Below are 12,848 nucleotides of genomic sequence, written 5' to 3' on the forward strand. Positions count from 1 at the left end.
CCGCCATGAAGCTTGAGCACCTGCTCGTCGTCATCGACCCGACCCGCGCGGACCAGCCCGCCCTCACCCGCGCCCGCTGGATCGCCCTGCGCTGCGGCGCGCGCCTGGAGCTGCTGGCCTGCGAGTTCAACCCGGCGCTGGACAATGCCCTGCTGCTGGAGCGCGGCGACCTCGACCAGGCGCAGCGCAATTTGCTGGACGAGCGCCTGGCCTGGCTGCAGAAACTCGCCGAACCGCTGCAGGCCGAAGGGATCGCCGCGCACTGCGAGGTGCGCTGGGGCAAGTCCCTGCATCACCAGGTGGTGCTGCACGCTGAGCAGACCGCGCCCGACCTGGTCCTCAAGTCCGCACACCATCACAGCCTGCTCAAGCGCCTGTTCCTCACCAACAACGACTGGCAACTGATCCGCCACTGCCCGCAGCCGCTGTGGCTGGTGCAGCACGGCGAATGGTCCGGCAGGAGCCTCTGCGCCGCCGTCGACCCACTGCACGCCGGCGACGCCCCGGCGGCGCTGGACCACCAGTTGATCCGGCTGGCCGGCGAACTGCAGCAACGCCTGCAACTCGACGCGCATTACCTGCATGCCTACATGGCCCTGCCGCAGACCCTGGCGTTCAACGCCGAGCTGCTGGCCGGCTACGATGACTACGTGAAGCGCACCCAGGTGCATCACGGCGAAGCCTTCGACCGATTGCTGGCGCAGTACCCGGCGCTCGACCGCAGTCGCGCGAAGCTCGCCCAGGGCTTCCCCGAGGAAGTGCTTCCCGCCTATGTGAAGGAGCAGGCCATCGATCTGCTGCTGATGGGCGCGGTCGCCCGCGGGCAGCTGGACAACGCGCTGATCGGCCAGACCGCCGAGCGGGTCTTCGAGGAGGTCGAATGCGATCTTCTGGTGATCCGGCCCCGTAACTGAAAGAGTCACCTGAAAGAGAGTAAGATGGCGCCCTGGCCGCCCCGGACCCGCTCCGCGGAGGGCCTGACCGCTGCTTTCCCCTAGGAGTCCCGCATGTCCCTTCGCCGCACCAAGATCGTCGCCACCCTCGGCCCAGCCAGCAATTCCCCGGAAGTCCTGGAACAGCTGATCCTCGCCGGAATCGACGTCGCCCGCCTGAACTTCTCCCACGGCACTCCCGACGAACACCGCGCCCGCGCCCAGCTGGTGCGCGACATCGCCGCCAAGCATGGCCGCTTCGTGGCGCTGCTGGGCGACCTGCAGGGTCCGAAGATCCGCATCGCCAAGTTCACCAACAAGCGCATCGAACTGGCGGTCGGCGACACCTTCCGCTTCTCCACCAGCCACCCGCGTACCGACGGCAACCAGCAGGTGGTCGGCATCGACTACCCGGACCTGGTGAAGGACTGTGGCGTGGGCGACGAGCTGCTGCTGGACGACGGTCGCGTGGTCATGGCGGTGAAGGAAGTGAAGGCGGACGAACTGGTCTGCGAAGTGATCATCGGCGGCCCCCTGTCCGACCACAAGGGCATCAACCGTCGTGGCGGCGGCCTCACCGCGCCGGCGCTGACCGAGAAGGACAAGGCCGACATCAAGCTGGCCGCGAGCATGGACCTGGACTACGTCGCCGTGTCCTTCCCGCGTGATGCCAAGGACATGGAATACGCCCGCCGCCTGCTCACCGAAGCCGGCGGCACTGCCTGGCTGGTGGCCAAGATCGAGCGCGCCGAAGCCGTCGCCGACGACGAAGCCCTGGACGGCCTGATCCGCGCCAGCGACGCAGTGATGGTGGCCCGTGGCGACCTCGGCGTGGAAATCGGCGACGCCGAACTGGTGGGCATCCAGAAGAAGATCATTCTGCACGCGCGCCGCTACAACAAGGCGGTGATCACTGCGACCCAGATGATGGAGTCGATGATCCACAACCCGATGCCGACCCGCGCGGAAGTCTCCGACGTGGCCAACGCCGTGCTCGACTACACCGACGCGGTGATGCTCTCGGCCGAATCCGCCGCCGGCGAATACCCGGTGGAAGCGGTCAAGGCCATGGCGCGCATCTGTGCCGGCGCCGAGAAGCACCCGACCACCAAGAAATCCAGCCACCGCCTGGGCCAGACCTTCGAGCGCTGCGACGAAAGCATCGCCCTGGCGACCATGTACACCGCCAACCACTTCCCGGGGATCAAGGCGATCATCTGCCTGACCGAAAGCGGCTACACCCCGCTGATCATGTCGCGCATCCGCTCCTCGGTACCGATCTTCGCCTACTCCCCGCACCGCGAGACCCAGGCCCGCGTGGCGCTGTTCCGTGGCGTGGAAACCATCCCCTTCGACCCGGCAGCCCTGCCGCCGGAGCGCGTCAGCCAGGAAGCCGTCGACGCGCTGCTGCAGCGTGGCGTGGTGACCAAGGGTGACTGGGTGATCCTGACCAAGGGCGACAGCTACACCACCCAGGGCGGCACCAACACCATGAAGGTGCTGCACGTGGGCGATCTGCTGGCCTGATCCCGCTGTGGATGGAAATGAAAAGGCCGCCCTCGGGCGGCCTTTTTCATGCCCACTGCGCGGGCTCAAGGAGCTGTAGGAGCGGGCTTGCTCGCGAACGCTTCAGCGAACATCGCACTCAGTCGTGCAAAGCACCGCTCAAATACCGCTCAATTCTCTGCAGGCCACGGCCAGCGTGGGCTCGCCGGGTTGCCCCAGAGCTTATCCACAGCGCGTTCCACAGATTGTGTGGGCAACCCTTTGCAGAGGTGAGTTCGTGCCCGATGCGGACCGATCGCGGACAGAGTCCGCTCCTACGCCACCTGGGTGGTTGAAGTCCCCCTACGCCACCGGTGATGCCGGCATTCCCTGTAGGAGCGAGCTTGCTCGCGAACCCGCCCCGCAAGGCCTCCCCGGCTGGAACGGCGCTCAGAGGAACTTGGAGAAGTCCGGCTGGCGGCGCTGGGTGAAGGCGCTCAGCGCCTCGTGGGCTTCCGGCGAATGCAGGCGCTGGACGAAATGCTGGCCCTCCTCCGCCACCACGCGGCGCAGTTCCTCGATGAAGGGCGCTTTCAGCAGGCGCTTGCTCAGCGCCACCGCGGCCGGCGGCAGTTGCTGGAAGGCCTGGCAGACCTCACGGGCGCGCTGCAGTGCGGCAGCGCCGTCTTCCAGCGCCTCGTTGGCGATGCCGTAGGCCACGGCCTGCTCACCGGTGAAACCCTCGCCACGCAGCAACAGGCTGGACGCCTTCACCGGGCCAACCAGGCGCGGCACCAGGAAGCTGGAACCGAACTCCGGGCACAGGCCCAGGTTGACGAAGGGCATCTTCAATTTGGCGCCCTTGGCGATGAACACCTGGTCGCAATGCAGCAGCAGCGTAGTGCCGATGCCCACGGCCGGGCCGGCGACGGCGGCGACCACCGGCTTGGTGAATTCCATCAGCGCGCGCATGAAGCGGAACACTGCGCTGTCCGGGCCGCTCGGCGGCTCCTGGAGGAAGTCGACGATGTCGTTGCCGCTGGTGAAGCACTCGGCGTTGCCGGTGATCAGCACCACGCGCACCGAGCGATCTTCCTGCGCCGCTTCCAGGGCATCGGCGAGACCGGCATACATGCTGCGGGTCAGCGCGTTCATCTTGTCCGGACGGTTCAGGCGCAGGGTCAGCAGGCCCTCTTCGCGCTCGACGAGAATCTGTTCGCTCATGGCAATTCCTTGTTCTTATTGAAATGGGGCGGCCGGTTCAGGCGTGGGGCAGGAACCGGTCAGCCAGCGTCTGGCCACGAGGCACGCCGCAGAGATAGAGGCGGCGGGCGAAGGCATCGACGCTGGCGGGATGGCCGCAGAGTAAGGCGAGGGTTCGCCGGGAAACAAGCCGGAGTTGCGCCAAAACCTCGGTCGACTCGGCCGTGGTCATCTGCGTGACGTCCAGTTCCGGATGGCTGGCAGCCAGGGATTGCAGGGGCTCGGCGAGATAATGGGCGGCGCGGTCATGGGCCTGGTGAATGACGCGGATCGGCCCGCTGTGATGCTGGCGCAGCGCTTCGCGCAGCACGCCCCAGAGCGGCGCCAGGCCGGTGCCGGAGGCCATCAGCAGCAGCGGCCGCTCGTGCCATTCCGGGTCGTAATGCAGCGCGCCGCCACGCAGTTCGCCCAGGCGCAGATCGTCGCCGACCTTGAGACCACGGGCGAAATCGGCAAAGGCGCCGCGCTCGCGGCAGTCGATATGGAACTCCAGCCAGGGATCGAGCCCCGGCACACTGGCCAGCGAGTACGGCCGCGCGACGCCCTCGGCGCTCCACAGGATCAGGTGCTGCCCGGCGCTGTAGCGCAACGGGCGCTGCGGAGTCAGGCGCAGACGCAGGATGTCCGCTGCCGGCCAGTCCAGCTCGGCGACCGTGGCGGGTTGGCCATCACGGCGCGGATCGAAGGTTTCGACACTGAGGTCGTCGACGACCCGGCACTGGCAGGACAGCCGCCAGCCCTCGTCACGGCGGGCGCTGTCCAGCGCTTCGGGCAAGGCATCCAGCACCTCGCCGCGGGTGCAGCGCACCAGGCAGGCATGGCAACTGCCGGCGCGACAGCTGTAGGGCACGGCGATGCCGGCCCCGCGCAAGGCGTCGAGCAGGTTGGTTCCGGGGTTGACCGTAAAACTTTGCGATCCGGCCCGTATCTCAGGCACGCGTCCACTCCCATGCGGCATCGCAGCGGTTACGTCCGCTGCGTTTCGCACGGTAGAGCGCCTGGTCGGCCCGTTGCAAGGCTTCGTCGAGATCGTCGTTGGCGTCGAGCAGGGTCATTCCTGCCGACAGGCTCAGGGACTCGATATTCACTCCCACCGGCTCGGCCGCCGCATAGGCCAGGCGCAGGCGCTCGCAGCAGGTGGTCAGGCGGTCGGCGTCGGCATTGGGCAACAGCAGGACGAACTCCTCGCCGCCATAGCGCGCCAGCACGTCGCCTTCGCGCAGGCAGGCCCGCGCCACCGCGGCGAAGGTCTGCAGCACACGGTCGCCGGCGGCGTGGCCGTGGACGTCGTTGATGCGCTTGAAGTGGTCCAGGTCGATCAGCGCCAGGCCGTGGCGCTGGCTGCCGTGCATCTCTTCCAGCGCACGACCGGCCAGGCGCAGGAAGTGCCGGCGGTTGAACAGCCCGGTGAGTTCGTCGGTAGCCACCAGGTCTTCGAGCTGACGCATCATGCCGCGCAGGGTGTCCTGGTGCGCCTGCAGCGCATAGCGGCGCTGGCGCATGCGTTGCCGCAGCGACTGCACGTAACTGGCGAACAGGCTCAGCCAGGTCAGCACGATGAACAGCACCAGCAGCTGCAGGACCGCCTGGGCCGGCAGTTGCAGGCGTTGCAGGAAGGCTTCGTGGAGATTCAGCCCGGCGAAGGCGATGAAGGCCAACGCGGCGCAGCGGGCGAACACCCGCGGATGCAGCTGGAACACGCCGAACAGCAGGATCAGCACGTAGAGCACCATCAGGGTGCCGCGCGCGGTATCCACGTTGGCCAGGAACAGGGTGTTCCAGACCACGGCCACCAGCACCTGCGGCTCGGTCATGCTCGGATCGGTGAAGCGCTGATTGCGCCCGCTGACGAACAGCCAGGCGAACACCAGCTGGCTGCCGGCGACCAGCAGCGTGCAGGTCAGGGCGAAGCTTACAGGGGCGCGGTAGAACTCGCCGAACACCGCCAACCACAGCAATAGCAGCGCCAGGGCATAGGTCCCGAGGGCCATGCCGAATCGCCTGATGAGTAGTTTTTGTAAGGCGTGCTGCTTCAGAGGTGGTTTCAGCGTGCTCATGGGGCTCCGTCCCGTAATGGCACCTTGCCTTCACTCTACTATCAAAGCGCCCCGGTGCCTAGCCGATCGGAATGTGGGCGGTAGCCGGCTCCTTTTCCCTGGCAGTGGGTAATCTGGGACCAAGGTCGGATCACCGGCGGGTGCGCGGCAAGCGGCCGCAGCGGTATACTACGGCGCCTTTTTTCGCCGCAGCCGTGTCGGCGAACTCCCGATGTCACAGGCGAGAGCCTGTACTACCCCGCCTGACTTTCCTGCCTGAAGAGGACCGTGCTCCATGGCCGTGATCAAGCAAGACGACCTGATCCAGAGCGTCGCCGATGCCCTGCAGTTCATCTCCTACTACCACCCGGTTGATTTCATCCAGGCCATGCATGAGGCCTACCTGCGCGAAGAATCGCCGGCCGCCCGGGACTCGATGGCGCAGATCCTGATCAACTCGCGCATGTGCGCCACCGGCCACCGCCCGATCTGCCAGGACACCGGTATCGTCACCGTGTTCGTCCGCGTCGGCATGGACGTGAGCTGGGCCGGCGCCACCATGAGCGTCGACGACATGATCAACGAAGGCGTACGTCGCGCCTACAACCTGCCGGAGAACGTCCTGCGCGCCTCCATCCTGGCCGACCCGGCCGGCGCGCGGAAGAACACCAAGGACAACACCCCGGCGGTGATCCACTACTCCATCGTCCCGGGCAACACCGTGGAAGTGGACGTCGCGGCCAAGGGCGGCGGCTCCGAGAACAAGTCGAAGATGGCCATGCTCAACCCGTCCGACTCCATCGTCGACTGGGTGCTGAAGACCGTCCCGACCATGGGCGCCGGCTGGTGCCCGCCAGGCATGCTCGGCATCGGCATCGGCGGTACCGCCGAGAAGGCCGCGGTGATGGCGAAGGAAGTCCTGATGGACGAGATCGACATCCACGAGCTGAAGGCCCGCGGCCCGCAGAACAAAATCGAGGAAATGCGCCTCGAGCTGTTCGAGAAGGTCAACCAGCTGGGCATCGGCGCCCAGGGCCTGGGCGGCCTGACCACCGTGCTCGACGTGAAGATCATGGATTACCCGACCCACGCAGCGTCCCTGCCGGTGTGCATGATCCCCAACTGCGCCGCCACCCGCCACGCGCACTTCGTGCTCGATGGCTCCGGCCCGGCCGAACTGGAAGCGCCGTCGCTGGACGCCTACCCGGAAATCGTCTGGGAAGCCGGCCCGTCTGCGCGCCGCGTCAACCTGGACAGCATCACTCCGGAAGAAGTGCAGAGCTGGAAGCCGGGCGAGACCATCCTGCTCAACGGCAAGATGCTCACCGGCCGCGACGCTGCGCACAAGCGCATGGTCGACATGCTGAACAAGGGCGAAGAGCTGCCGGTGGACCTCAAGGGCCGCTTCATCTACTACGTCGGCCCGGTCGATCCGGTCGGTGACGAAGTGGTTGGCCCGGCAGGCCCGACCACCGCAACGCGGATGGACAAGTTCACCCGCCAGATCCTCGAAACTACCGGCCTGCTGGGCATGATCGGCAAGTCCGAGCGCGGCCCGATCGCCATCGAGGCGATCAAGGACAACAAGGCCGTCTACCTGATGGCCGTGGGCGGCGCCGCCTACCTGGTCGCCCAGGCGATCAAGAAGTCCAAGGTCCTGGCCTTCGCCGAACTGGGCATGGAAGCGATCTACGAATTCGAGGTCAAGGACATGCCGGTGACCGTTGCGGTCGACACCAATGGCGAGTCGGTGCACATCACCGGCCCGGCCATCTGGCAGAAGAAGATCGCCGAGAACCTGGCGGTGGAAGTGCAGTGATCGCTGCCTGACCGCTGCATGAAAAAGCCCGGCCAAGTGTCGGGCGCTTTTATTTGTATCTATTTGATTTTATTGAGTATTTTAAGCTCGTATCAATGGCTTCACCCACAAAATCCCCCACTTGCTTCATTTGATCAAGTTTCGATCAATGGAGGCAGTAGAAGCTGGAGTCATCAGGAGGAGCACAATGGCATTGCGCCATCGAGCATGGGCTACCTGGCTTTATCGTACCTGGTTTCTTCTTTTTCTAGGGGGCAACGCCGCCACTGGATTCTCAGAAAGCAAAAAGGCCGCACTACGGGGATGCGGCCTTACGTCTGTCAGCTTCCATTCTGCAAAACGCGGCCTGATCCTACGATAGATTTCATTTCGCCACTATGACTTGCCGTCGAGAGGTCTGGCCGGCGATGTCACGCGCTATCGCGCATGCAGGTTCACACCTGAAAGCCAGCTAATCTCAGCGTACGAGCCCTGTCTGGAGACGCATTATGGCTTGTACGTCATCTCACTACCTGCCGAGTCGTAGTTACGACCTCCATCGAGAGGTCGACTACCCGCCGGAGGACTTGCCACTCCAGCCTGCTCTACTACTCCCCATCTACGCCCTGCGCGGCGGGAACTTCTATTTGCACTCCCAGATGGACTCGTTCAATCCCAACATTGGCATGATTGGCCAGGTCGTCCTCGGTTCAGTTCCCCATGAGTGGCGAATCATGGCGGGAAAGCTCTTGCTGGGGGAGATTCGTGCCGATGGCTACTTCTGGTGTGGTGATGGAAAGCGCTTTCGTCTTGTTGAGGTGAAATCAGCATGAGCGACTACATGACTCCCGCGCAGTTGGCACAACTGGCGCCGCGAAAACAGCCAGCGGCCTATCGTTTGGATGGCCGATTCGATCTAGTGGATGCTGACGGAGCCCGGCGCTATCACATTCAGCAGGCACGGCTGTTTGACGTCGCAGATTGCCTGCCTAATGGCAGCTTCAGCCGCTTTATTGGCGTAGTAACTCGGCGTAAGGCCGGGGAGTTTGTCGTGATGGGGGAAAATCGAGTGCTGGGCATCATCACAGCCGGTCATTTTGCCAGCGAAACCGGCGAATGCTTCCGCCTGATCGACCTTACTGAGCCCTAAACAGACCCGTTCAGCTCGGCGGAGTCGATTCAAAGAATTTTCAGCCCTATATCACGACCATGAAGGCCTCCACGATTTGCCTTCATACTTCTGAATTTCGACGTGATACAGGGAGCATTACTTCAATGATCTGTCCCGCTTGTCGCTCTACCCGCATCGTCACCTGCGACTACGGCAAGAAAGCTGGTGGCCTGATCGGCTCGGTGGGCGGCGCCGCCAGTGGCTTTTCCGGGGCACTGGCCGGTGCTGAGGCCGGCACCGTACTGGGCGTGATTGGCGGTCCACCTGGCATGATGCTAGGTGGTCTTGCTGGCGCGATTCTCGGCGGCTTGGTCGGTGGTGCCACGGGTGGCGTTGCTGGCGCGGCCCTGGGCAGGCAAGTAGATGAGCGCGTGCTGAACAACTGCCGCTGCCTGAACTGCAATCACCGCTTCAGCCCCATTCCGACGTAGCCCTAGTTTCCCTCGCTTCTATCCACTCCATCCCTTCTGGCTCGGTGCTGCGCCTCGCGCAGCGCTGTATGCCGTCTATTACCCAAAGGAAATTCTCATGGCGCATCTGATCGAACAAATGGCCTATGTAGGCGACACTCCCTGGCATGGCCTGGGTAATCATTTACCTCGCAAGCAGTCCATCGACGTCTGGCAACGCGAAGCTGGAATGAACTGGCAGATCCAGGAAAGCCCGGTGCACTTCAAGGCCGATGCTGTCGGCCACTTGGGCAGCATCCACTCCTTCCCCGAGCAGAAAGTGCTCTACCGCTCCGACACCAAGACACCTCTCTCTGTAGTCTCTCAGCGCTACCAGGTCGTTCAACCCAAGGAGGTCCTGGAGTTCTACCGGGATCTCACGGAGGTCTCGGGCTACGAGCTGGAAACCGCGGGCGTACTCAAGGGCGGTCGCAAGTTCTGGGCATTGGCACGCACCGGGCAAAACACCGCACTCAAGGGTAATGATCAGGTAAACGGTTACCTGCTGCTGGCGACCTCCTGCGACGGAACGCTCGCCACCACCGCCACGCCGACGACCATTCGCGTCGTTTGCAACAACACCCTCACCATCGCCCTGGACGGCACTTCCCGCGCTATCAAGGTGCCGCATAACACGCGCTTTGATTCCACGGTGGTGAAGAAGCAACTCGGCATCGCGGTCTCGCAATGGGGCGACTTCATGTATCGCATGCGCCACCTTGCTGAACGCAGGGTGCAGTGGCATGAGGCGATGGGCTTTTTCATGAATGTGATGTGCGATGCGCCCATTAACGGCGCTTTGCCGGAGAAGCTGGCGAACGAGAGGGCCATGCGCAAGGTGCAGAGCCTGTACGAAGGCCGTGGGCGTGGCTCACAGCTGGAGTCGGCGCAGGGCACTGCATGGGGCTTGTTGAACTCGGTGACGGAGTTCGTGGACCACGAGCGTCGGGCACGCAGTAATGAGTACCGGCTGGACTCGGCCTGGTTTGGTCAGGGGGCAGCACTCAAGCAGAAGGCGCTCGATGCGGCGCTGGCTTTGGCGGCATAAACCGCTGGCGGCGTGCTCGGTCCAATAGGACTGGAGCACGCCAAGCCGCAGTTCGTCATTGTACCATTGAGTGCCCACACAACTATCACATCAGTGCGCTTAGCATCTGAAGCGCTGCTGTTGCGGGCCTTGCCCAGAGGAATCTCCATGACACCTGTACAGCCAGAATCTCCCCCGCTGCGCAGCCGTCCAGCGCTGCGCCTGGTGCGCACCAAAGAGTTGTCCCGCGATGAGTGGCTGGCAGTGCGTAAACACGGCATTGGCGGCTCCGATGCGGCGGCAGCGGTAGGCCTGAATCCCTACAAGTCGCAGCTCGAACTGTGGCTGGAAAAGACAGGCCGCGACGAGCTACTGCCCAAGATCGATCCGCAGGATGAGGAAAGTCCCGCCTACTGGGGCAACATTCTCGAACCCATCGTCGCCACGCACTACACCCAACGTACCGGCAATCGGGTGCGGCGCATCCATGCGGTACTGCAACACCCTGATCCGAACCTGCCCTGGATGCTCGCCAACATCGACCGCGAGGTGATCGGCGCCGATGACGTCCAGGTGTTGGAATGCAAAACAGCCGGCATCAATGGCGCACAGTTGTGGAAAGACGGTGTACCGGTGTACGTGCAGCTCCAGGTCATGCATCAGCTTGCCGTCACCGGCAAGCAGGCCGCTGACGTGGCGGTACTTCTCGGTGGTCAACACCTGGAGATCCACCGTATCGAACGAGACGACGAGCTGATCGCTCGCCTGATCGAATTGGAGCGGGATTTCTGGCAGTACGTGCAACGCGATACGCCGCCACCGGCGGACGGTTCGGAGTCAGCGGAGTTGGCATTGCGCTGCCTGTATCCGGAGGACCATGGCCGTACGGTGGACTTCACCCAGAACGCGGTGCTATCGGCTAGCTTTGATGAGCTGAAAGACGTGCGCACACAGCAGGAGCAATTGACTCAGCGTGAAGCGCAGCTCAAGCAACAACTGCAGCAGGCCATGGGCGATGCCAGTCGCGCGGAGTTCGCCAATGGCGCGGTGACTTGGCGTAAAGCCAAGGACAGCGTGGTGCTTGATACCGCCACGTTGCTCAAAGAGAAGCCGTATCTGCTGGTACGGTTCCCCACGCACAAAACTGGCAGCCGGCGCTTCCTGATTTATTAATACCGGAGTCGTTTAATTCGATTGCGCTGGTGGGCTGCACCACCAGGTTTCCCACACTCAATTTCACCTTGGCCCTCACGACGTTGCCCCTTCGTCGTGGGGGCCTTTTTATTTCTGCTTCGGAGAAAACCCATGCTCAAAGGTTTGGCGATCACACCGCCCGTACTCGGACGGATTTCCATCGGCAAGGTCATCGAGAGAAACGGCAAACGCCTGCCGGAGAAGGACGATCAATTCACCATCACCTCGCAAGTGCTACTGCGCGACGGCTGGATCCATCACCCCCTGGATGAGGAGTTGCGCAAGGCCCAGGGTGGCAAGATCCGCAGCATCCCGATCCGCTTGTTGTTCAACGCTCCGGAGCTGAACTTCCGTGCCGAGTACTGCCTGTTTGATCGACAGTCCGGGCGTCCGGTCTGTGTCGGTAATGGCGAGAGCTGCAAGCGCCGCACCCAGGCCGGTATCGAGTCGCATAGCTGCCCTTCACCGGAGGCTTGCCCGTTGGCCAAGGGCGGCGCCTGCAAGCCCTATGGTCGCTTGAACGTCAGCATCGGTGATGACGATCCGCTAGGCAGCTTCGTGTTTCGCACCACGGGCTTTAACAGCATCCGCACCCTGGCGGCACGCCTGCAATACCTGCAAGCGCTGTCCGGCAATCGCTTGGCCTGCCTGCCCCTGGAGATGCGCTTGCGAGGTAAGTCCACACGGCAGAGCCATGGCTCACCAATCTTCTATGTCGATCTCACGGTGCGCAGTGGCATAGGCATGGAAGAGGCGCTGCTGCAGGCGCGCGAGCTGGATGAGTCGCGCCAGGCCTCAGGCTTTGATCAGGCTGCGCTGGATGCCACTGCACGCCTGGGCTTTGCCAATGGCGCCTTTGAGGACAGCGAGGAGGAAGGTAGCGCCATCGTCGATGAGTTCTTTCCTGAAGCCGGCACACAGCCTCCAGCCCCAGTACAGCCAACCGATCAGTCGTCTTCGGGAACCGATCAATCCACTCCACACAAACCCTCGCTTGCCTCGCTGCTCAGAGATCGAGCGCAAGCCCTTCAATCATCCACACAGGAGTAACCACCATGCTCAGCCTGACTCGCAGCGTCGGCCAAACCATCCGTATTGGCGACGACATCGAGATCGTCATTCTTCGCGTCAAAGGCAACCAGGTGCGCCTTGGCATCAGCGCGCCGCCCGACATCACGGTGCACCGGGAAGAGGTATATCAGAGGATTCAGGCCCATGAGCGGTTGCCGTTCTGATCACCCACGCCTGGAGGACCAACGATGAATCTATTGCGCTTTCTAGGTTGGCTGTTCGTGCTGGTGAGCATCTTCGCTGGCACCGCGGCGGTGGTGACCATTGCGGTTCTGGCCCTGCGGTATTGGCCATTGCTGCTGATCATCGTGCTGGCCTTGCTGCTGTTCCGTAAGCGCTTGATTGACGACGTCCTTGCGATGCGAGTAGGCGCAGTTACTCAGTCGCGTTGAGGATCCAGGGCAGCAGGGCTTCATAGTCCT

At 63.4% G+C, this 12,848-nt stretch carries 14 protein-coding genes; 11 read left to right on the forward strand and 3 right to left on the reverse strand.

Features of this window, described 5'->3' with window-relative positions; genetic code table 11:
• Window positions 1-5 precede the first annotated feature (5 nt).
• Together HNP46_RS23760 and pyk are read left to right on the forward strand one after the other, a co-directional pair.
• Window positions 6-914 (forward strand): universal stress protein, encoded by a 909-nt coding sequence (locus tag HNP46_RS23760; protein WP_184593903.1) that lies wholly within the window; start codon window positions 6-8, stop codon window positions 912-914.
• 93 nt (window positions 915-1,007) lie between these two features.
• The gene (pyk, locus tag HNP46_RS23765) at window positions 1,008-2,459 is read left to right on the forward strand and encodes a pyruvate kinase (protein ID WP_184593905.1); all 1,452 of its coding nucleotides are present in this window, start codon (window positions 1,008-1,010) and stop codon (window positions 2,457-2,459) included.
• A gap of 408 nt (window positions 2,460-2,867) precedes the next feature.
• Here pyk and HNP46_RS23770 read toward each other — a convergent pair whose 3' ends face one another.
• The 3 genes from HNP46_RS23770 to HNP46_RS23780 are packed head-to-tail and all read right to left on the reverse strand — an operon-like array spanning window position 2,868 to window position 5,737.
• Window positions 2,868-3,641 (reverse strand): enoyl-CoA hydratase-related protein, encoded by a 774-nt coding sequence (locus HNP46_RS23770; RefSeq protein ID WP_184593908.1) that lies wholly within the window; start codon window positions 3,639-3,641, stop codon window positions 2,868-2,870.
• 37 nt (window positions 3,642-3,678) lie between these two features.
• Entirely contained in the window at window positions 3,679-4,617 is a 939-nt protein-coding gene (locus HNP46_RS23775; protein WP_184593910.1) for an iron-sulfur-binding ferredoxin reductase, read from the reverse strand.
• Window positions 4,610-5,737: a GGDEF domain-containing protein gene (locus tag HNP46_RS23780; protein ID WP_184593912.1), complete on the reverse strand. Its 1,128-nt coding sequence runs from the start codon at window positions 5,735-5,737 to the stop codon at window positions 4,610-4,612. The genes HNP46_RS23775 and HNP46_RS23780 overlap by 8 nt, the downstream gene beginning before the upstream one ends.
• A 274-nt stretch (window positions 5,738-6,011) precedes the next feature.
• On the opposite strand from HNP46_RS23780, the gene HNP46_RS23785 reads away from it, so the two are divergent.
• The 9 genes from HNP46_RS23785 (at window position 6,012) to HNP46_RS23825 (ending at window position 12,818) form a co-directional block, all read left to right on the forward strand.
• Window positions 6,012-7,535: a fumarate hydratase gene (locus HNP46_RS23785; RefSeq protein WP_184593914.1), complete on the forward strand. Its 1,524-nt coding sequence runs from the start codon at window positions 6,012-6,014 to the stop codon at window positions 7,533-7,535.
• Between the two features lie 488 nt (window positions 7,536-8,023).
• Window positions 8,024-8,347 carry a hypothetical protein gene (locus HNP46_RS23790; protein ID WP_184593916.1) on the forward strand — a complete coding sequence of 108 codons (324 nt, stop codon included), beginning with the start codon at window positions 8,024-8,026 and terminating at the stop codon, window positions 8,345-8,347.
• Entirely contained in the window at window positions 8,344-8,664 is a 321-nt protein-coding gene (locus HNP46_RS23795) for a hypothetical protein (protein ID WP_184593919.1), read from the forward strand. Before HNP46_RS23790 ends, HNP46_RS23795 begins: the two co-directional genes overlap by 4 nt.
• Before the next feature lie 125 nt (window positions 8,665-8,789).
• On the forward strand, window positions 8,790-9,116 hold the full coding sequence (locus tag HNP46_RS23800) for a hypothetical protein (RefSeq protein ID WP_184593921.1): 327 nt from the start codon (window positions 8,790-8,792) through the stop codon (window positions 9,114-9,116).
• A 97-nt stretch (window positions 9,117-9,213) separates the two neighbouring features.
• Entirely contained in the window at window positions 9,214-10,182 is a 969-nt protein-coding gene (locus HNP46_RS23805) for a DUF932 domain-containing protein (RefSeq protein ID WP_184593923.1), read from the forward strand.
• Window positions 10,183-10,329: 147 nt separating this feature from the next.
• A complete protein-coding gene (locus HNP46_RS23810; protein ID WP_184593925.1) occupies window positions 10,330-11,334 on the forward strand; it encodes a YqaJ viral recombinase family protein in 1,005 nt (334 codons plus the stop codon).
• Window positions 11,335-11,466: 132 nt separating this feature from the next.
• Window positions 11,467-12,405 carry a hydrolase or metal-binding protein gene (locus HNP46_RS23815; protein ID WP_184593927.1) on the forward strand — a complete coding sequence of 313 codons (939 nt, stop codon included), beginning with the start codon at window positions 11,467-11,469 and terminating at the stop codon, window positions 12,403-12,405.
• A gap of 5 nt (window positions 12,406-12,410) precedes the next feature.
• On the forward strand, window positions 12,411-12,590 hold the full coding sequence (csrA, locus tag HNP46_RS23820; RefSeq protein WP_184593929.1) for a carbon storage regulator CsrA: 180 nt from the start codon (window positions 12,411-12,413) through the stop codon (window positions 12,588-12,590).
• A gap of 24 nt (window positions 12,591-12,614) precedes the next feature.
• The gene (locus HNP46_RS23825) at window positions 12,615-12,818 is read left to right on the forward strand and encodes a hypothetical protein (protein WP_184593931.1); all 204 of its coding nucleotides are present in this window, start codon (window positions 12,615-12,617) and stop codon (window positions 12,816-12,818) included.
• The last annotated feature ends 30 nt before the right edge of the window (window positions 12,819-12,848 follow it).

Source organism: Pseudomonas nitroreducens, assembly GCF_014204515.1.
Taxonomy (GTDB): Bacteria; Pseudomonadota; Gammaproteobacteria; order Pseudomonadales; family Pseudomonadaceae; genus Pseudomonas; species Pseudomonas nitritireducens_A.

Coding starts and splice junctions, on each gene's coding strand:
- HNP46_RS23760 (WP_184593903.1), top strand. CDS start 6: ATGAAGCTTGAGCACCTGCTCGTCGTCATCGACCCGACCCGCGCGGAC.
- pyk (WP_184593905.1), top strand. CDS start 1,008: ATGTCCCTTCGCCGCACCAAGATCGTCGCCACCCTCGGCCCAGCCAGC.
- HNP46_RS23770 (WP_184593908.1), bottom strand. CDS start 3,641: ATGAGCGAACAGATTCTCGTCGAGCGCGAAGAGGGCCTGCTGACCCTG.
- HNP46_RS23780 (WP_184593912.1), bottom strand. CDS start 5,737: ATGAGCACGCTGAAACCACCTCTGAAGCAGCACGCCTTACAAAAACTA.
- HNP46_RS23785 (WP_184593914.1), top strand. CDS start 6,012: ATGGCCGTGATCAAGCAAGACGACCTGATCCAGAGCGTCGCCGATGCC.
- HNP46_RS23790 (WP_184593916.1), top strand. CDS start 8,024: ATGGCTTGTACGTCATCTCACTACCTGCCGAGTCGTAGTTACGACCTC.
- HNP46_RS23795 (WP_184593919.1), top strand. CDS start 8,344: ATGAGCGACTACATGACTCCCGCGCAGTTGGCACAACTGGCGCCGCGA.
- HNP46_RS23800 (WP_184593921.1), top strand. CDS start 8,790: ATGATCTGTCCCGCTTGTCGCTCTACCCGCATCGTCACCTGCGACTAC.
- HNP46_RS23805 (WP_184593923.1), top strand. CDS start 9,214: ATGGCGCATCTGATCGAACAAATGGCCTATGTAGGCGACACTCCCTGG.
- HNP46_RS23810 (WP_184593925.1), top strand. CDS start 10,330: ATGACACCTGTACAGCCAGAATCTCCCCCGCTGCGCAGCCGTCCAGCG.
- HNP46_RS23815 (WP_184593927.1), top strand. CDS start 11,467: ATGCTCAAAGGTTTGGCGATCACACCGCCCGTACTCGGACGGATTTCC.
- csrA (WP_184593929.1), top strand. CDS start 12,411: ATGCTCAGCCTGACTCGCAGCGTCGGCCAAACCATCCGTATTGGCGAC.
- HNP46_RS23825 (WP_184593931.1), top strand. CDS start 12,615: ATGAATCTATTGCGCTTTCTAGGTTGGCTGTTCGTGCTGGTGAGCATC.